Raw genomic sequence first — 18,721 nt, 5'->3', positions numbered from 1 at the left:
GTAACGAAACGTATTAATTCATCATGTATACTAATTGCAGGTGTCGGCTCGTCAAGTAGTTTCTGTTTTGCCATTTCTGCTCGTGTTGCTCACCGCTTTTTCGGCCGACAGCCACCGGGTAGAAGACTTTTTCAATGAACCCCAATTACAAGGTCCGGAGGGGGTTTGTTTAAATGGAGGATTTGCGTACGCAGACTTTTCCGCAGGAGGGGACCCGGGCACGGACCGGTATATCTGGAGCATTACCGATGCCAGCGGTTTTGAGATTTTTTATGAATCCGGGGGAGCTGCTGCGCAGGACATTTCGTTTCCCTTCACTGCAACCGGCGTGTTTACGGTCAGTTTACGCGTGATTCGGGGAGCGGACCAGAACTATTACCAGGCATCGCAAAGCGTGACCGTAGAGCGGGGCCCATCTTTTGTCTTGCCCACCGATGTGGTGTTTTGTGGAAGTGATCCGGTCACCTTGCAGGCATTGGATCCCGTGGATGCCGGCAGTGGGCGGTATACGATCGAATGGCTCAATCCCGCAAATACGGTTTTGGGAACCGGAAATACCTACGTTGCGACAGAGCCTGGAAGGTACTATGCAAAAGTAAGTTCAGTTGCCTGTGAAGCGGTGGCCACTACCTTTGTCGGACCGTCCATATCGGTTTCGGTGCAGGCGTCGTCCACGGTGGCCTGCCTGGGTAGCACCGTGACTTACCGCCCGGATGCTCCCTACCTGGCATCCTGGTTTTACCAAAAAGACGGGGCTACCGAACGAACATTTATTGAAAATGCATTCGAACTGGCCCTGGACACCGATGCGCTCGAGGGATTGGGCGGCTATACCGTTTTTTTTACCGTGGAGGATCCGGATAGACCCGGGTGCAATGTGGAGCAATCGTTTGACCTGGAGGTTCGCGAAGCGCCGGAGTTTACCCTTACCAAACGGAGCGACGCCGAAAGTTGCGCGTCGGCGACCGGTATGTTTGAGATTCAGGCAATTACCCTGCTGAATTCCGTGCGAATTTCAGGCAAGCAGGAAATCACGATCAATCAGATCGCCCAGGGAGAGATCCGTACCATTACAGGCCTGGAGCCGGGTGTATACACGGTGACCGGCAGGGTGGGCGACTGCGAGATTAGCCGGTCCGTCAGCATCGAAAACGAAAACCCGGACGAGGGGATCGACTTTGAGGTAAGGTCTACGCCCTCCGTTTGTACCGCTTCCGGCGTGCAACGAGGCGTGTTGACGCTGGATTTTAAGGGATTATCGGTGTCGGGATCCTATCGAATAGCTGGGGCGAATGGCCAACTTTTTCAGGGGAATTTTCAGAACCAGGCCCAGGTGGAGGTAGACGTGCCCACGGGAACGTATACGGTGAGTGTAAGCGATGAAAGCGATTGTAGCTCGACCCAATCACAAACCTACCAAATGACCGGTGCGCAGCAAGTTAATTTTTCCGTTCCGGCCAGCCTCACCGTTTGCCAGGAATACACCCTGGTTCCCGAATCCGGCCAATCCCTGCAATTCCGCATGGTGGCTCCCGATGGTACCGAAATTGCTCCGGCAGGGGGTGGGTTTTTGCTTGATCAGACGGGTACGTACCGCCTTACAGGGAGCCCCGCAGATCCCGGTGTGGTCTTGTGTCCCAGGACCCGGAGCATTGAGGTATTGGTAAACGAACCCGTGGAATACGACTATACGCAGCGGACCATCAACTGCTTTGGAAATCAGATTTTTGGCGTTGAACTTTTTGGTGAAAACCCCAATCAATACATCATCCGGTGGATGCGGGAAGACCGGACCATACTGGGGAGAGAAGTAGAGTTTTTTCCTCCTTCTACGGGGAATTTCCTGCTGGAGGTGCAGCCAAGAGGAAGCAGTGCCTGCCCGGTTACGCCGGTGCAATTCGAGGTCACCATTCCGGAAAACGATGCGCAGGCATCTGTAACGGGTACACCGATTTGTGGAGCGGGGTCGATTGCGATCGTACAGGCCGAGGTAAGCGGTTCAGCGGTTGCGAAAGTCGAGTGGTACAAAGTCGAGGAAGCTGGGGACAATACCTGGCTTTTTGATTTCGACGACCAATTGGAAATCGAAGTGGAAGAGCCCGGGACGTATGAAGTGGTATTGCGCAACGAAATTAACTGCAGGCTATTTGGGGCGGTATACGAGGTAGTGGAAAATGTACCCGCAGCGATTGATTTGGTCGACTCCTACTCCATCTGCAGTGCAGAAAACAGGCGACCGACGTTAAACCCAGGTACGTTTGAGAGCTACCAATGGTACCTGGAAGACAGTTTGCTGAGCGAATCGAACAGCTATGTGCCACAGGCGCCCGGAGCGTACACGCTGGAAGTGGTAGATGAAGCCGGATGCCCTCAGGAGTATGAATTTCGGGTAGAGGAAGACTGTGTGATCCTTATCCGCTATCCAAATGCCCTGGTGCCGGGCGATTCGGAGCGGCAATTCAAAGTTTTTGCTGCTCCGGAAATCGATTACATGGAAGTATTTATCTACACGCGTACCGGAGAGTTGATTTTTTATTGCGAAGAAAACAGCGGCGGACAGGCAAGTCCCGGCTGTACCTGGGACGGTTTGGTGAATGGCAGGGAGGCGATGGATGGGACCTATTCGGTCATCGTGAATTACAAAAGCAGCGAATTGGGTTTGGACAAATCGGAAAAGCGATCCCTTACCGTCATTGGAAATTGATGTAGTTTGGCGGCGCGATGTGATGCAGCCTGAGATAAACGATCAGTTGGGCGCGGTGGTGGGTGACGTGATCGGCAAGCAGCAAAAGAAATTGCCGTCTGGTTCGGCTAAATGCGGCATAGGAAGTTGTTTCATCCAATTTGTCCGGATCGAACTCCTTGATTAGCTCTTTCGCCCGATCAAATTCCCGAGCCGTTTCCTGAATCAGTTGTGCCTTGTTTTTACCCGTTACCTGAAAATCCTCCCAGCGGATTGGCGCTTCGCTGCCGCCAAATTTGCTGAAAGCATGCCAGTCCATGACGACGGCCATGTGCATGAGTTGCTCGGCAAAACTTTTCCCCTCGTCAAAAGGGGCCTGAAAATAATGCGCTTCGGGCATCGCTTCCGCCACAGCAAGCAGGTAGGCTTTGGATTGGTCCCAGCGCACCAAAAAATCACGAAGAAAGGGATCTTCCTGACCCGTACCCTTAGGGCAGATCGAAAGTAGGAGGAATAGGACAAGAATCACATACTTTTCCATTTTTATTGGTAACTTTTGAGTTTTAAGGATAGTTATCGAAGGCAATTACCACCGCACACTCGAAGTTATGAAATTGAAGCCAACAAGAAAGGAACCATGAAAGCATTTTGGAACGAAAGGTACAAATCTGCCGATTACGTCTACGGGGAGAAACCCAATGCATTTTTTGCATCGAAAATTACTTCTCTTAGCCCAGGAAAGCTGCTGCTGCCGGCAGAAGGGGAGGGCAGGAATGCCGTCTTTGCGGCTAGTCTCGGCTGGGAGGTTTGGGCCTTTGACTATAGCGAAGAGGGAAAAAAGAAAGCGGATCGGCTGGCAAAAAAAAATCGGGTAGCTATTCACTATGAGGTCTGTGATACAAATGACGTTCGGTACGAGGCGGATTCCTTTGATCTAATGGGATTGTTTTTTGCCCATTTCCCGGAAGCTGTACGTGCTACTTACCACCGCAAACTCGCAGCTTTTGTAAAGCCGGGCGGGAAATTGCTGATAGAGGGCTTTCGAAAGGAGCACCTGGAGTTGAGCCGCGCGAATCCCCAAGCCGGTGGTCCCAAAGACGAAAGTATGCTTTTCTCGCTGGATATCCTGCGCAGCGACTTCCCTGATTTTGAATGGGAACAATTGGAAGCGCTGACTGAAAACCTGGAGGAAGGAAGCTTTCACCAAGGCAAATCGGCCTTGATTCGCGCCCTGGGCACCAAACGTAAACAAGCAAACCATTAACGCCATGCGCATACCGATACCAGGCACTACCCTACGAAATTTCATGCTGCTGTGGGTTCTTTTCCCAGGCACATCTTGCGATGTTTCCGATAACCCCGACAATTCAGTCGGCGCGTTTCCCTACGAAGAGTGGCAAATTGACGATTTCCGGGAGGCCTATGCAGCTGAAACGGTGACGGTAAGAGAAGTAGTGGAAGCGTACCTGGACAGAATTGAAGCCCTGGACCAATCCGGTCCGGAATTGAATGCAGTGTTGCAGGTCAATCCGGATGCCCTGAAACTGGCAGACTCCCTGGACCTGCTGCGGGCATCGGGAAGTCCGGTAGGCCCCATGTTTGGGATCCCGGTACTGCTGAAAGACAACCTGGACACCCACGATGCCATGGCGACCACGGCTGGTTCCCGGGCACTGGCCGGCTCCAGGCCAACGAAAGACAGTTTTGTGGCTAAAAAGCTACGGGAATCGGGGGCGGTGATTTTGGGAAAGGCCAATTTAAGCGAATGGGCTAATTTTCGGGGAGAACTATCCAGCAGCGGGTGGAGCGGAATGGGTGGGCAGACCAAAAACCCCTACCAGCTGGATAGAAACCCCTGTGGGTCCAGTTCCGGATCGGCGGTCGCCGTATCTGCCAATTTGAGTGTACTGGCCATCGGTACGGAAACCAACGGATCCATCGTTTGTCCTGCCCATGCAAATGGAATTGTGGGTATCAAACCCACAGTAGGATTGGTGAGCCGATCGGGTGTCATACCCATTTCCGATACCCAGGATACCCCTGGCCCCATGGCAAGAACGGTAAAGGATGCAGCGATAGCGCTGGAAAGCCTGGTAGGCGTTGATCCGGAAGACGCAAAAACCCTGGCCAGTGCGGGAAATTACCAGGTCGATTATGTTCAATTTCTGAAAAAGGACGGGTTGAAGGGGAAGCGGATTGGTTGGTTCAAAGGACCTTCCGGAAGAAATTTCAAGGTGGACCGCTTGATGGAGGCGGCAATCGCCTACATGGAAAGTCAAGGTGCGGAAATTATACCCATCGATCAGGTTGAACCTGCGGGTACCGGCGCTCATTCCCTGCAGGTAATGCTGTACGAATACAAGCAAGGCTTGAATGCCTATTTTGAATCGCTGGGTGCGGATGCCCCCATTAGGAACCTGGAGGAGTTGATTGCCTTTAACGAGCGAGATAGCATTGAACTGCGGCATTACAACCAGTTTTATCTGGAACAGGCGCAGCAAAAAGGCGGGCTGGAGGAAACGGCGTACCAGGAAGCGTTGGCTTCCATGCTTCGAATGAGCCGGGCAGAGGGCATCGATAAGGTCCTGGAGGAAAACCAGCTACATGCCATCGTCGCGCCCACCGGAAGCCCTGCCTGGAAGACCGACCCCGTCAATGGCGATTCGTTTCAATTGGGGAGCTCCTCCCCGGCAGCACACGCCGGCTACCCCAACATTTCCCTACCCATGGGATTTGTGGAGGGCTTGCCGGTTGGCATTTCCATTTTCGGAACCGCCTGGTCGGAACCTGCTTTACTGGAGATCGCCTACGCTTTCGAACAAGGTACCAACCACCGCAAGGTCCCGGAATTTAGGTAGGGGGTACACAAAAACCGAATAATTTCAAACCTTTCTCCACTTAGTATTCCCCAAGTATCCATTTAATTTGGTAAACTTGGCAAATTAAATTTTTGATTCATGATATACATAGATTTGATTGCGGGCGCAAGGCCCAATTTTATGAAAATTTCCCCAATTATTGACGCAATTCTGGCGGCGTCCAATGCGGGTAACCCCATTGCTTTTCGGCTGATTCATACCGGTCAGCATTACGATAAAAACATGTCGGGTAGTTTTTTTGAGCAGCTTGGTATTCCGGAACCGGATGTGAATCTGGGAGCCGGTGGCGGTAGCCAGGCCGAACAAACAGCAGCCATTATGATCGGCTACGAAAAATTGTTGCTGGAAACCAACAAGCCGGATCTTTGTTTAGTGGTGGGCGACGTGACATCTACCATGGCCTGTGCCATCACGGCGCAGAAACTCCATGTAAAAGTGGCCCATGTGGAAGCTGGCATTCGCTCCGATGACTGGTCCATGCCGGAAGAGATCAACCGCATGGTTACGGATAGCATTACTAACTACTTTTTCACCACTTCTGAGGTAGCGAACACGAATTTAAAAAATGCCGGAGTGGGAGAAGACCGGATATTTTACGTAGGGAACACCATGATAGATACCTTGCTAAAACACCGGTCACGGTTTCAGAAACCCGAGGTATGGGACAGGCTCAACTTGGAAAAAGGCAAATTTTTGGTGATGACCCTGCACCGGCCGGCAAATGTAGATCAGGAGGAAAAGTTAAAAGAACTGATTCAAAAAATTGTAGACCATACGTTGGATCTACCCTTGGTATTTCCAGTCCATCCCAGGACGAAGAAAATGCTTCAAAATATAGGAATAAGTCACGACAGGCTACACATGGTCGATCCCTTGGGGTACCTGGAATTCAATTATTTGGTAGAAAAAGCCAAAGCCGTGGTAACCGATTCCGGAGGGATCACCGAGGAAACCACCGTCATGGGAATACCCTGTATGACCCTGAGGGATAATACCGAAAGACCCGAGACCATCACCCAGGGAACAAACGAATTGTTGGGTACGGACCCCAAAGCGATCCCTCCGGCTATGGAAAAGTTGTTTTCCGGAAACTGGAAAGTGGGACAAATACCTGAGATGTGGGATGGAAAAACGGCTAGCCGGATTGTAGCGATTTTATTGGAAAAACTGGCGTAGGAAGCCTCTCGGTCGGGAGCCCCGGGCGTTACTGCCGTGCGGGTCCCGATTCGTTTTTTTGACAAAAATAAATGGGTTCCTTTTCTGGAAGTGCGTGCTTTTTAATAAGGGAAGGAGCCAATCCATGAACAAACGGGATTTCCGTTACTCTTAGTCCCGATCTGCTTAGTCGTTTGGCGTAGTCGGTGCCGTATTTCCGCACATGGTCTCGTTGGCCGAAAATCCGCTCTCGTTCTACAGGGTCTTGAATGGAAGGGTCTTCGATGGTCTGTTCCATGTTGTAGACGGGCGACTGTACAATTCCCCATCCGCCTGGTTTTAGCACCCGATTAATTTCTTTACACGCTTCGATATCGTTTTCGACGTGCTCCAGCACGTGGTTGGAAAACACCACGTCGAAGGTATCGTCGGGGAAAGGGATCTGGTGGATGTCCATTTTTATTTTTGCAAGGGGAGATTCCAGATCCCCGGTGATGTACTCCAGGTTATCCATCGCTTCAAATCGATCTAAAAAGCACAATTCCGGGGCGATATGCAGCACTTTTAGGGGTCTCTTGAAAAAATCGGTTTTCTGTTTGAGAAACAGCCACATGAGCCGGTGCCGCTCCAGGCCCAGGCAGTTTGGACAGAGCGCATTGTCTCTACCTACTCTTCCGTAGGGCAAAAATTTCCGAAAACTCCGTTCGCATATGGTGCATTGGACGGTATTTCCGCGGTAAAACACCGCAGCCAATCGTAAGAAAAAATGGCTGAAAAGCTGTAGGTATTTCCGTGGAATGTATCGGATCGTCCAACTTATCACTGCTTTCATGCGACAAATATAGCGAATCACTGCAAATGGCATACGTTTCGCTGAAATTTAAGGAAACGGCTTTTCCCGATATACCGGCGGTTAAAAAAAAAACGAAATAATTAGATTTGAAATTACGTTTTTATGTCAATGGACAAATAAAATGCTCATTGGGAAGGACTTAATTGACGAAAAAGTTACCTTTGAACCAGTAAATAACAGGAAAATGAAAAAGAATTTAATTTACGTAGCCATTGGAAGTGTAATTGTTATCGGTGCGCTGTATTACTTTTTTGCCTCTGGAAGTGCGGGTGTGGAGAACGATATACTGGCTACCGTCAGGAAGGGGGAGTTTCGGGTAGAAATTACTACCTCTGGGGAGTTGGAGGCGTTGCGATCGGTACAAGTCTTTGGTCCCGCGGAAGCGCGTCGATTTAGAATTGGCAATTTTACCATTGACAAAATGGTGGACGAAGGCACGGTCGTAAAGAAGGGAGATTTTATTTGTTCCATCGACAAGACAGAATTGTTTGGCCGTCTGGAGGACAGAAGGCTGGATCTGGAGCAAACCCGGGCACAATACGAACAGATTCAATTGGATACCTCCTTGAATCTTCGGGTCGAGCGAGACAATATCCTCAATCAGGAGTACATTGTACAGGAACAGGAATTGATATTGGAGCAGTCTCAGTTTGAGCCGCCTGCGATTATTAAACAAAACGAGTACAACGTAGAAAAAGCCAAAAGAGAGCTTGATCAAGCCAGGGAACGCTACCGAATCAAGAGTCTTCAGGAAAAAGCCAGAATGATGGAAATCGCCGCCAAACTCCGGGAGGATGAGTTGGAAGTAAATCAAATGGTGGAGGTTTTGGATAAATTTGTCGTAACGGCTCCCCAGGATGGGATGGTGATTTATGTCGATTATCGGGGTAGTAAAGTGAAAGAAGGTTCTCAGATAAGTTCCTGGAATCCCGTTGTCGCCACACTCCCGGACCTGACGACCATGCAGAGCATTACCTACGTCAATGAAGTAGACATCCGCAGGGTAAAAGTGGGGCAAAAAGTGGAACTGGGAATGGACGCCTTTCCAGATAAAAAATATACCGGAGAAGTGACCAAAGTGGCCAATGTGGGGCAACAACGGCCAAATTCAGATGCAAAAGTTTTTGAAGTAATGGTAATCGTCAACGAGAGTGATCCCATGCTCAGACCGTCCATGACTTCCAGTAATACCATCATCGCCGACCAGCTAAATGAGGTTCTGTACGTACCATTAGAGGCCGTCAATGTAGAAAACGATAGCATAAATTACGTATACCTTCGGAACGGTGTCAAGCAGGAAGTACTCCTGGGAATGACGAATGCCAACGATGTGGTCATTGAAAAGGGACTGAATGACGGAGACTATGTCTACTTAAATACACCGAATTGGGGAAGCAACTTGACGGTGAATTTACTCGAAGAACTGAACGGTAAACGAAACCTGGACAATAAGGATGAGGAGCCTGTGGCGGAAGTCCCGTCCTTCGGTCAACGAAGGTCCACGCCAGCTCCCTGAACAGACACCGCTAAAAAGTACCATTCCTTATCTTAATCAAACCTATGTTTAACGAGAGGCTTTTAGCCAATTTTTATATCGCTTTTGAGGCAGTACTGGCCAATAAGGTACGTTCTCTTTTGACCGCTTTGGGGATTATTTTTGGGGTAGCAGCCGTCATTGCCATGCTGGCCATCGGTACCGGAGCACAGCAAGAAATCATGGAACAGATCAAGCTGGTAGGTGTAAACAACATCGTGGTCGTACCGGTAGTGGAGCAACTAGAGGAGCAGCTGGATGAAAATAGCAGTTTGGAAAAGGAGCGCAATAAATTTTCTCCGGGTCTGAAGTTACAAGATGCCGAGGCCATTCGTGACATCATCCCTGGAATCAGCAAGATCAGCCCGGAAATCGTATTGGACACCTATATTGTAAAAAGTGGCGTCCGAAGATCTGCCAAGCTGGTGGGTGTAACCCCGGCGTATTTTGACGTGCTCGATTTTAAGTTGAGAGCCGGCAGAATGTTTAGTGAAAAGAATCTGGTAAAGGGAGACCCCGTTTGTATCATTGGGAGAAACGTGGCGGCACGCTTTTTCCCAAACGAAAGTCCGATTGGCAAAAAGATAAAAAGCGGTAATCAATGGCTAGAGGTCGTTGGTATTTTGGAAGAGCGGATCGTTTCGGAATCAAGTATATCCAAGCTAGGCATCCGGGACTTCAATATGGATGTCTACGTACCGATTCAAACCATGCTCATCCGCTATAAAAATAGGGACCTGGTCACCGAATCGAGATTAAACGATAGCAATAGCGGATCCAGTAATTACCACCAACTGGATAAGATGGTCATTCAGGTATCGGAAAGCGAATTGCTGAACCCCACTGCGGAGGTATTGGCCAAAATGCTGGAAAGAAGGCATTTCAATGTAGTGGATTTCGAAATCACAATTCCCGAGCTACTTCTTAAACAACAACAACGCACTCAAAATATATTTAACATCGTATTGGGGGCGATTGCAGGCATTTCGCTGCTGGTGGGAGGTATCGGTATCATGAACATCATGTTGGCATCGGTGATGGAAAGAATAAAAGAAATTGGCCTAAGGCTTTCGTTGGGAGCAAAAAAGAACGATATTGTGAATCAGTTTCTATTTGAATCCATTATGATCAGTGTTTCTGGCGGCTTGATAGGTGTGATTTTGGGTATCGTATTGGCCCATTTGGTATCCACTTTTGCCGATTTCCCTACTGTAATTACGCTGAGTTCCATCGTATTGTCCTTTGGGGTGGCAGCCACAGTAGGCTTGGTTTTTGGGATTACCCCAGCCAAGAGAGCCGCCAGCCAGGATCCGATAACCTCTTTACGCTATGAATAAACTATTTCTACCAAACCTGATCGTTATGTTTTTAGCGATCATTTTTTCTGTCCATTCCCAGCAGGTCGTTTCGTATACCCTGGAAGAGATCATTTTACGGGCTAAACAACAATCTCCGGCTGCCCTGAATGCGGATACCCGAAGAGAAAACCGGTACTGGAGCTATCGCCTGTACCAATCCAATTTTAACCCCCAGTTGCGCCTGGAAGGCACCCTGCCGCAGTATTCGCAGGCCTTCAATAACGTCACCCAACCGGACGGGACCATTGAGTTCCGGGAAGTGAGGCAAAATTTGGTGGATTTGGAATTGGGACTCCGCCAGGTAATTGGGCCCACGGGTGGCATCATCTCCGTCAACAGTTCGACCAACCGTTTTGACAATTTTCTGGCCTCGGATTCCGAAAGTCAGACGCGGTGGAGTGGCGTTCCGGTAAACATTCGCCTGTCCCAACCCATTTTTGCCTTTAACCCCTTTAAGTGGGATCGAAAAATTGAACCCATTCGTTATGAAGAGAGTAAGCGAGAATTTGTAGAGGAGATGGAACAGATCAGCGAATGGGTAACCCAGATGTTTTTTGATTTTTTGGTGGCCCAGGTAAACCTGGATATTGCCACAAAGAACCTGCAAAACTCCGAAGCGATTTTAAGGATCGAACAGGGGCGATACAATATCGGCACCACCTACGAAGATAAATTGTTGCAGGTGGAATTGCAGGTGTTGGAAGCGCGGCAAGATGTGGCACAGGCTCGGTTGGATATGGAAGCATCTTCCCTTCGCTTGAAATCCTACATAGGGCTGAACGAAAGCACGACCCTAAATCTGAAGTTACCTGATGAAATCCCGGATTTTGAGGTCAATGTGGAACAAGCAATCGAATATGCGTTTCAGAACCGATCCGATGCTATTAGTTTCGAAAGGCAGCGAATGGAGGCGCAGGCAGACGTAGCCCAGGCCAGGGGGCAACGTTTTCAGATGAATTTGAACGCCAGCTATGGGTACAACAAGGCGGCCTTGATGTGGGGAGATATCTATTCCAATCCCAATACCCAGGCCTTGGTAAATCTGAGCATTGGAGTGCCCATTTTGGATTGGGGACGGAACAAAGCCAGAATGAGTATGGCAAAGGCCAATCAAAAGCTCACGGAATTTGAAATTGAGCAGGAAATCATCAATTTCGAGCAGGAAATTTTTACCCGGGTTCGGAATTTTATCATGCTCAAAGATCGGCTGGAGATCACGAAGACTTCCGATGAGGTTGCCGACAAACGGTACGAAATATCTTTCCGCAGGTACCAGAGTGGAAATGTATCCATTACCGATTTGGGAATAGCCCAGCGCGAAAAGGATGAAAACAGGAGGAGTTACGTTGAATCCCTAAGAGACTATTGGACGGCGTATTTTGAGCTCAGAAGGCTGACACTTTACGATTTTGAGAATAAGGAGTTGCTTTACAGCCCTGAAATGAGTTTCCAGGAAGAGTAAACCGAGTTTAATGAGGCCAAGGGCGGGTAATCCGCTCAGCAACGTATGCTTTAAAGGAATTGCCCAGGCAGTAAATGGCGGCGCCAAAAAGCAGGGCGATGTGAAAGAGCCCGTTGTTATAGATGCCAAAAATGGAGTTAAGCGCCGAAAGAAAGGAATCCGTTTGGAGGATATGACCGCGCACCCATTCGATGGAGAAGACCACCCGAATAAAGATGGACAATAGGGCGAGTATGCCCCCAACCATCCCGATCAGCGGCTTTTTGTAATGGATCAGTAATCCAAACGCCGCGAAGGTTTCGATTCCTGCAAGTAAAATGGCCCAAAAAAGACTATACTCCAGGGCACCAATGAGCTTTAACTTGGTAAATCCGCCAAACAAAAGAAGGCAGGCCAGAGAAATACGGACGACATGACCACCAACTCCTTCAATTTTTAGGTATTTAAGAAATTTTTCCACTTACTAATATACGAATTAAACCCAACTATTTCCTATTGTACCGCAATTAAACTGGAACCGGATTGGTACAAATTGCGGACTTGATGTATCGGGGTTTTTTATCTGCAGCCGTTTATTTTGTCGTCGGACTGACTTCGATAGCTACCAGAGCAGACTGGTACAACAGCCTTCCATCGTGGGCGTATACCACCACTCGTAGGTCGTAAGGTCCTGCTGCCTCCGGTCTCCGAACCACCTTTTTTTGGTGATTTTCTAGGGGCATTTCCTAATTGGAAAGGCAGTTGGCGGTATTCCGAACGGCTTCACTAATGGCTTGTTTGTTTTCCAAAGTGAAATCATCGTCCCGCTGCCGTTGGTAGAAACAGGACAGCATAAGAAATGCTCCCTTTTGATCCGCTGCAACGATTACTTTCTCCACCCCTTGCATGTACTTCTTTCTCAACGCGCCATTCGGTTCAAAAGCGGTATTGAGGCCCCCTCATAGCCGGGCAATACCCCTGAAGCGAACTATCAAACCCATTCACTCCGAGGCTCAGGTATTCGGGGATGCGATGGATACAGGTTTGGGTGTTTTCCCACGGGTCAACGGCATCCACTTGTTTTTCGATTCCCCCCCCTTGTCCTCAAAAACGGTAGTGACCATCCCCACATTCAGTAGCAGGCGCTCCTCAGGAGAACCGGGATTGGTAATATCTCTATTGATGTACCAGTTATCTTCTTCTATGTTGATCTGCGTTCGATTTCCATGGGGGAGGTATACTTCCGGACAAAAATACGCCTACCTCCAAGGCAGCTGTTTTAATCTGCGAGCGTCTTCTGATGGCTAAATTGAATTTTTGTTCGCACCGTTATACCTAGGCGTTGCCGATTTATTCTTATGGTCTGCATACGTGATGGGTTTTGGTTGCTATTCAATCAACCTCTCGCGTAGACGCGTAGAGTAGATAAACCCTGACAGCTTGTTGGGTGCTATTTTTACCCGGAGATTATAGGATTATGTGGCAAATTTAAGGCAATTCGTCCGAATCAAGCCAGAGAGGGGTTCCTAGCCTTTGCGCAGGTTACCGGCTCCGGGCTACGATCTCCGTCAAAATTCGGCGTTGCCGGGTGTTCTGGGGAAGGGAATTACGTCCCGTATATTGCTCATTCCGGTGACAAATTGGACCAATCGCTCAAAGCCCAGTCCAAAGCCGGCGTGGGGTGCCGTGCCAAAGCGTCGGGTATCCAGGTACCACCACATTTCCTCCTGACTAATGCCCAATTCCTGCATTCGTTCGGTCAGCTTGTCCAATCTTTCTTCCCGTTGAGAACCGCCGATGATTTCCCCGATACCCGGAAACAGAATGTCCATGGCAGCCACTGTTTTTCCATCCTCGGTTTGCCTCATGTAAAACGATTTGATGGCTTTGGGATAGTCGGTGATGATCACCGGCTTTTTAAAATGTTTTTCGACCAGGTACCTTTCGTGCTCGGATTGCAGGTCTGTACCCCATTCGTCGATGGGGTAGGTGAATTTTTTCTTTTTATTCGGTTTGGAGTTTCGCAGGATATCCAATGCCTCGGTGTAGCTGACGCGTTCGAAGGTATTTTTGGTCACAAATTCAAGGCGTTCGAGCAGGCCAAGTTCACTGCGTTGTTCGGCCTTTTTGTTTTTTTCTTCTTCGGCCGCGCGTTGGTCAAGAAAGGCAAGGTCTTCCTGGCAATTTTCCAGCGCGAAGCCGATGATGTACTGTAGGAAATCTTCCGCCAGGTCCTGGTTGTCTTCCGCATCGTAAAATGCCATCTCCGGCTCAATCATCCAGAATTCGGCCAGGTGCCGCGTTGTATTAGAGTTTTCCGCCCGGAAGGTAGGCCCGAAGGTATAGATTTCCGAGAGGGCCAGTGCTGCGAGTTCCCCCTCCAATTGACCAGAAACGGTAAGGTTGGTTGCGCGTTCGAAGAAATCTTCTTTGAAATTGATGGCGTTGTTTTCGTCCCTGGGTGGATTTTTTAGATCCAGCGTGGTGACCTGGAAGGTTTCTCCGGCCCCTTCGGCATCCGACGCAGTGATAATGGGCGAATGCAGGTAGAAAAATCCCTTTTGGTGGAAATACTGGTGTACGGCAAAAGCCAAATGGTGGCGAATACGAAAAATGGCGCCAAACGTATTGGTTCGGACCCGCAAATGGGCGTTTTCTCGCAAAAACTCCAGGGAGTGTTTTTTGGGTTGAATGGGGTATTTGTCCGGGTCCGCTTCTCCCAGGATTTTTATCCGATCCGCCTGAATTTCCGATTGTTGGCCGCTACCCTGAGAGGCGACCACCGTACCGGTAATTTTAAGACAGGCACCCGTATTTGCTTTTTTGAGTAGTTCTTCGTTGATTTTTTCCGGGTCTGCAACAATCTGGTAATTTTGAATGCTGGAACCATCATTCAAGGCGATGAAGGTTACGTGCTTGTTGCTGCGTCGGGTTCGTACCCAGCCCATTACCGTTACAGTCTCGCCTGTGTAGGTGTTTTCGATTAAACGTTTAATTTTTATTCGTTTGTTAAATGACATGATTCGTTTTTCTATTGAAGTGAATACCTATGCGGACTGTGTGTAAAGTGAATGCAAAAAAACGATATAATACGCTTTTTATCAAAATTTTGATCTTATTTCCTAAATTTGAAGAATGAAAGCGGGACGTCCGTTCGATAGCCCCTGATTTACACGTACCTAACCCATACCAGGTCAAAGAATATATGCAAAAACTGAATTTAAATCAGATCTTATCCCAAAAGTTATCTCCTCAGCAGATACAGTTTATTAAGCTTTTACAGGTGCCAACGGCCGAGCTGGAAGCGCGGATTGAGGAGGAATTGGAGATCAATCCTGCATTAGAGGAGGGAAAGGAGTCCGATTCGGACATTCAGGCAGAGGAATTTGCGGAGGGAACGGAGGTTCCGGATGTAAAGGAAGACAAAGACATCAATATTGACGAATATTTAAATGAAGAGTACGGTGGGTACAAAATGCAGGGGGATGGGAACTATTCCGGAGACGAAGAAGATCGGGAAATGCCGATTTCCAGCCATTCTACCCTTCACGAGCAGCTACTTTCTCAATTGAATTTTTTAAAACTAGACGAGCAGCAGCGGTTGATTGGAAGGCAGCTCATCGGTAGCATCGAAAACGACGGCTACATCCGCAGGAGTCTGGAAGCAATCATCAACGATTTGGCTTTCAGTCAGAACGTGGAGACGGACCTGGATGAGGTAGAAGAGATCCTGCTTAAAATTCAGGGGTTTGATCCCCCGGGTATCGCAGCCAGAAACCTTCAGGAATGCCTGATTATTCAATTGGAACGAAGGGATGATACAAACGAGCCCCTGGTACAAAAAGCCATTTTTGTTGTGCAACATTGCTTTGAGGAATTTACCAAGAAGCATTACGATAAGATTCTGAAAAAGGCAGGAATAGAAGAAGAGGAACTTAAGGAGGTGATTCATAGTATCACCCGGTTGAATCCAAAACCGGGAGGAATTTCGGACGGTATGGTACGAAATCATTACGTAATTCCCGACTTTATCCTGAATAATACCAACGGGAAGTTTGAAATAGTTCTGAATTCAAAGAATGCGCCAGAACTTAAAGTGTCCAGGTCCTACTCCGAGATGTTTAACGCCTATGACAAGAGCGACAAGAAAGATAAAAAGCTCAAAGAGACCGTAACCTTTGTTAAACAAAAGCTGGATTCTGCAAAATGGTTCATCGACGCGATCAAACAGCGGCAGCAAACATTGATGAAAACCATGCAGGCCATACTCGATTACCAGCAAGAGTTTTTTGTGGATGGGGACGAGACAAAACTTCGTCCCATGATACTAAAGGACATTGCTGAAAAAATCGACATGGATATATCGACTGTATCTCGGGTAGCAAACAGCAAAGCCATACAGACCGAATTTGGGGTGTTTCCACTAAAATACTTTTTCTCGGAAGGAATCGCTACCGACGGAGGGGAGGATGTTAGTAATCGGGAGGTCAAAAGCGTACTCAACAAATTGGTGGAAGAGGAAGACAAAAAGAAACCGCTCTCTGACGACAAACTGGTGAAATTACTCAATCAGAAAGGATACAACATAGCCCGAAGGACTGTAGCCAAATACAGGGAACAACTGCAGATCCCGGTGGCCAGGTTAAGAAAGGAGTTATAGGTGTGTAGGAAATTTGCATTGGGAGTTTCGGTGGTCTTCCAACCGCTTTTAATTCCCTCCATGATGGTACTTACCTTATTTTACATTGTTCCGGAGGCGACGGTTGTGCCCGGGGAAGCGAAATGGTCAATCGCTCTGCTAGTCGGGTTTACGACGTTTCTGGTTCCGCTACTGGGATTGGTGGGGATGCGTTTTTCTGATCTCATACATAGCTTTCACCTACCCGAAAAACGAGAACGGTTGGTTCCGTTTCTACTGGTCAGCGTATTCTATTGCATGACTTCGGGTTTCTTTTACTGGAAATTAAATGTCGATGAGCTGCTAATCGCGACCCTTGGGTTGGCCACGTTTAGTCTCATGGCCTTGACAGCGGTTACCTATTTTTGGAAAATTAGTGCGCACCAAACGGCTTTAGGGGGCTGGGTTGCTCTGGTGGCAGTCTTATCGGTAAAGTTTTATTCCCCACCGATGTTTTATTATTTACTAGTGATTATCGTCATCAGTGGTCTGGTAGGAACGGCCAGGTTGTACCTAAATGCGCACAAGCCCTTGGAGGTGTATGCGGGTTTTGCCCTGGGATTTGGAATTAATTTTTCTGTGCTGTATTCCCTGTTGGTAGCTTAAAATGTACGTCGGTAAGGTTGCATTCGGGGATTTCCGGAATGGCATTAGAACAGGGCAACGGAAATTCCGAAGTTAAACTGGGTGGCCTCTGTGCCAAAAGGTCCTTGTTCGCCATCAAATAGACCGTTTAATCCATAGTATCCCCACACATTAAATCCAGGGAAACCCAAACGCGTGTAAACCCCGTACCGAATGGGGCTCAAGCCATAATCCTGGCTGTTTTTCACTTTTTGGGTCAATCCCTCGCTATCGGTTACAGTGATTTTAGAGTGCGCATTGTATAGTACGCCAATCTTTCCGCCGACAGCCACGCGAAAGCCGGAATTGTAGTCATTTTTGTTGGCATGGTACCGTATTTCAAGTGGGATATCCAGGTAATTAAGGGCCATGGTGTTCGTTTCCACGCGGATATTTTCCCCATAGATATCCGATATGGGGACCAGTTGACTGGAGTTGCCACCTTTTGCTGGGTCCGGAATCAGCGTTTGGTTGCCTTGAAATGCCAATTTCTCCAAGCCGAATCCCAGGCCGGGGTTAAAAGTAAACCCAGAGTTTTCGCCCAAAGGCAGCTGCGTTTGGTAGTAAACATTCACCACTCGGGATGGAATAAATCGGGTGTTAAGATCTTCCGGTCGGTTATTAAGCAGGTTAAAACCAAAATCCAGAAACAGATCTCCTTTTATATTGGGCCGGCCGCCTATGGGTGTTTTTTCTTTTTCCTGAGCGTGTAGGTGAAAAGTAGCTGCGAGTAAAAGGCAAATTAGGGTAAGTCTTTTCATGAAAACAATCGTTAATTTTTCAATTGATCGGCTAAATTATGAAATCTTGCTTGATTTGGCGTGTTATTCATCTTAATAATTCTTAAATTAAAATTGGTCGAACGGCATTCTTTCCTGGGTGATGGGCTTTGTATTTTTGTTTGCATTCATTACCTTTGCATTCCATTTAGAAGAAATGGCCTCGTAGCTCAATTGAATAGAGCACTTGATTACGGCTCAAGAGGTTCCAGGTTTGAATCCTGGCGAGGTCACATATTTCGCTTCATTACAGGTTTTGTGCGAAAAAAATCTTAAAAAAAACGCAAAATTGCATTGCCTACCAAAAAAAAGCGTTCATCTTTGTGATCCCAAACGGGGGGAAACGGAATGAGTTAGCGAATGCATCCGGAGGTCGTTGAAAAAAGATTAAAATAAGTTTGTTTGGGGTTAAATTTTTTCTACCTTTGCAAACCCAAACGGAAAAGACATCAGAGAAAGGGTGTTTTGGAGCGTTTTGGACAAGCCGGTTGACTGCTCCGAAAGGGGGTATAAGAGGTCGGATTAAGTTCTTTGAAGTATTGTCAGACAAAAAAGTAAAAACAGAAGTAATTTCTTCGAGCCACAGAGACAACAGGCGATCTTGGTATAGTTTACGTGAGTAGGTATATCAGAGACGCCAAACAAACTTTACAATGGAGAGTTTGATCCTGGCTCAGGATGAACGCTAGCGGCAGGCCTAATACATGCAAGTCGAACGGGATTGTTGACTTCGGTTG

16 protein-coding genes, 1 tRNA gene and 1 rRNA gene are annotated in these 18,721 nt (G+C 48.1%); 11 read left to right on the top strand and 7 right to left on the bottom strand.

Annotated features, from left to right (window positions below; genetic code table 11):
- Positions 1-40 precede the first annotated feature (40 nt).
- The gene (locus GCU44_RS19310) at positions 41-2,704 is read left to right on the top strand and encodes a hypothetical protein (protein WP_154858787.1); all 2,664 of its coding nucleotides are present in this window, start codon (positions 41-43) and stop codon (positions 2,702-2,704) included.
- Here the strand turns inward: GCU44_RS19310 and GCU44_RS19305 are convergent.
- Positions 2,691-3,224 carry a DinB family protein gene (locus GCU44_RS19305; protein WP_092178801.1) on the bottom strand — a complete coding sequence of 178 codons (534 nt, stop codon included), beginning with the start codon at positions 3,222-3,224 and terminating at the stop codon, positions 2,691-2,693. The genes GCU44_RS19310 and GCU44_RS19305 overlap by 14 nt on opposite strands.
- A gap of 96 nt (positions 3,225-3,320) precedes the next feature.
- On the opposite strand from GCU44_RS19305, the gene GCU44_RS19300 reads away from it, so the two are divergent.
- The 3 genes from GCU44_RS19300 (at position 3,321) to wecB (ending at position 6,738) form a co-directional block, all read left to right on the top strand.
- The gene (locus tag GCU44_RS19300) at positions 3,321-3,947 is read left to right on the top strand and encodes a class I SAM-dependent methyltransferase (RefSeq protein ID WP_154858785.1); all 627 of its coding nucleotides are present in this window, start codon (positions 3,321-3,323) and stop codon (positions 3,945-3,947) included.
- Between the two features lie 4 nt (positions 3,948-3,951).
- Entirely contained in the window at positions 3,952-5,541 is a 1,590-nt protein-coding gene (locus GCU44_RS19295) for an amidase (RefSeq protein WP_206670861.1), read from the top strand.
- Between the two features lie 99 nt (positions 5,542-5,640).
- Complete coding sequence (gene wecB / locus GCU44_RS19290) at positions 5,641-6,738, top strand: non-hydrolyzing UDP-N-acetylglucosamine 2-epimerase (protein WP_154858783.1); 1,098 nt, start codon at positions 5,641-5,643, stop codon at positions 6,736-6,738.
- A 28-nt stretch (positions 6,739-6,766) separates the two neighbouring features.
- Here wecB and GCU44_RS19285 read toward each other — a convergent pair whose 3' ends face one another.
- Positions 6,767-7,549, bottom strand: a complete 783-nt coding sequence (locus tag GCU44_RS19285; protein WP_154858781.1) for a class I SAM-dependent methyltransferase — start codon at positions 7,547-7,549, stop codon at positions 6,767-6,769.
- 205 nt (positions 7,550-7,754) lie between these two features.
- On the opposite strand from GCU44_RS19285, the gene GCU44_RS19280 reads away from it, so the two are divergent.
- The 3 genes from GCU44_RS19280 to GCU44_RS19270 are packed head-to-tail and all read left to right on the top strand — an operon-like array spanning position 7,755 to position 11,924.
- The gene (locus tag GCU44_RS19280; RefSeq protein WP_154858779.1) at positions 7,755-9,086 is read left to right on the top strand and encodes an efflux RND transporter periplasmic adaptor subunit; all 1,332 of its coding nucleotides are present in this window, start codon (positions 7,755-7,757) and stop codon (positions 9,084-9,086) included.
- 44 nt (positions 9,087-9,130) lie between these two features.
- Complete coding sequence (locus GCU44_RS19275; RefSeq protein WP_154858777.1) at positions 9,131-10,441, top strand: ABC transporter permease; 1,311 nt, start codon at positions 9,131-9,133, stop codon at positions 10,439-10,441.
- Complete coding sequence (locus GCU44_RS19270) at positions 10,434-11,924, top strand: TolC family protein (RefSeq protein WP_154858775.1); 1,491 nt, start codon at positions 10,434-10,436, stop codon at positions 11,922-11,924. Before GCU44_RS19275 ends, GCU44_RS19270 begins: the two co-directional genes overlap by 8 nt.
- 7 nt (positions 11,925-11,931) lie before the next feature.
- Here the strand turns inward: GCU44_RS19270 and GCU44_RS19265 are convergent, their stop codons facing one another.
- From GCU44_RS19265 to asnS, 4 genes are all read right to left on the bottom strand, one after another.
- The gene (locus tag GCU44_RS19265; RefSeq protein WP_154858773.1) at positions 11,932-12,384 is read right to left on the bottom strand and encodes a hypothetical protein; all 453 of its coding nucleotides are present in this window, start codon (positions 12,382-12,384) and stop codon (positions 11,932-11,934) included.
- Between the two features lie 112 nt (positions 12,385-12,496).
- The gene (locus tag GCU44_RS19260) at positions 12,497-12,646 is read right to left on the bottom strand and encodes a hypothetical protein (RefSeq protein WP_154858771.1); all 150 of its coding nucleotides are present in this window, start codon (positions 12,644-12,646) and stop codon (positions 12,497-12,499) included.
- Positions 12,647-12,649: 3 nt separating this feature from the next.
- Entirely contained in the window at positions 12,650-12,826 is a 177-nt protein-coding gene (locus tag GCU44_RS19255) for a hypothetical protein (protein WP_154858768.1), read from the bottom strand.
- Between the two features lie 645 nt (positions 12,827-13,471).
- The gene (gene asnS, locus GCU44_RS19250) at positions 13,472-14,923 is read right to left on the bottom strand and encodes an asparagine--tRNA ligase (protein ID WP_154858766.1); all 1,452 of its coding nucleotides are present in this window, start codon (positions 14,921-14,923) and stop codon (positions 13,472-13,474) included.
- Positions 14,924-15,108: 185 nt separating this feature from the next.
- Between asnS and rpoN the strand changes: the two genes are divergently transcribed.
- Positions 15,109-16,563 carry an RNA polymerase factor sigma-54 gene (gene rpoN, locus GCU44_RS19245; RefSeq protein WP_092178782.1) on the top strand — a complete coding sequence of 485 codons (1,455 nt, stop codon included), beginning with the start codon at positions 15,109-15,111 and terminating at the stop codon, positions 16,561-16,563.
- Positions 16,564-17,187 (top strand): PA-phosphatase, encoded by a 624-nt coding sequence (locus GCU44_RS19240; RefSeq protein WP_241685031.1) that lies wholly within the window; start codon positions 16,564-16,566, stop codon positions 17,185-17,187. It begins immediately after the preceding gene.
- Positions 17,188-17,231: 44 nt separating this feature from the next.
- Here GCU44_RS19240 and GCU44_RS19235 read toward each other — a convergent pair whose 3' ends face one another.
- A complete protein-coding gene (locus tag GCU44_RS19235) occupies positions 17,232-17,966 on the bottom strand; it encodes a porin family protein (RefSeq protein ID WP_154858764.1) in 735 nt (244 codons plus the stop codon).
- A gap of 177 nt (positions 17,967-18,143) precedes the next feature.
- On the opposite strand from GCU44_RS19235, the gene GCU44_RS19230 reads away from it, so the two are divergent.
- Positions 18,144-18,217: transfer RNA gene (locus tag GCU44_RS19230), tRNA-Arg, on the top strand.
- Positions 18,218-18,634: 417 nt separating this feature from the next.
- Positions 18,635-18,721 (top strand): 16S ribosomal RNA (locus tag GCU44_RS19225); the annotation flags it as partial.

Origin of the sequence: Cyclobacterium xiamenense (assembly GCF_009467825.1) — a bacterium.
Lineage (GTDB): Bacteria > Bacteroidota > Bacteroidia > Cytophagales > Cyclobacteriaceae > Cyclobacterium > Cyclobacterium xiamenense.
The sequence above is the reverse complement of the archived record's forward strand: the minus strand, read 5'-3'. Positions and strand labels throughout refer to the sequence as shown.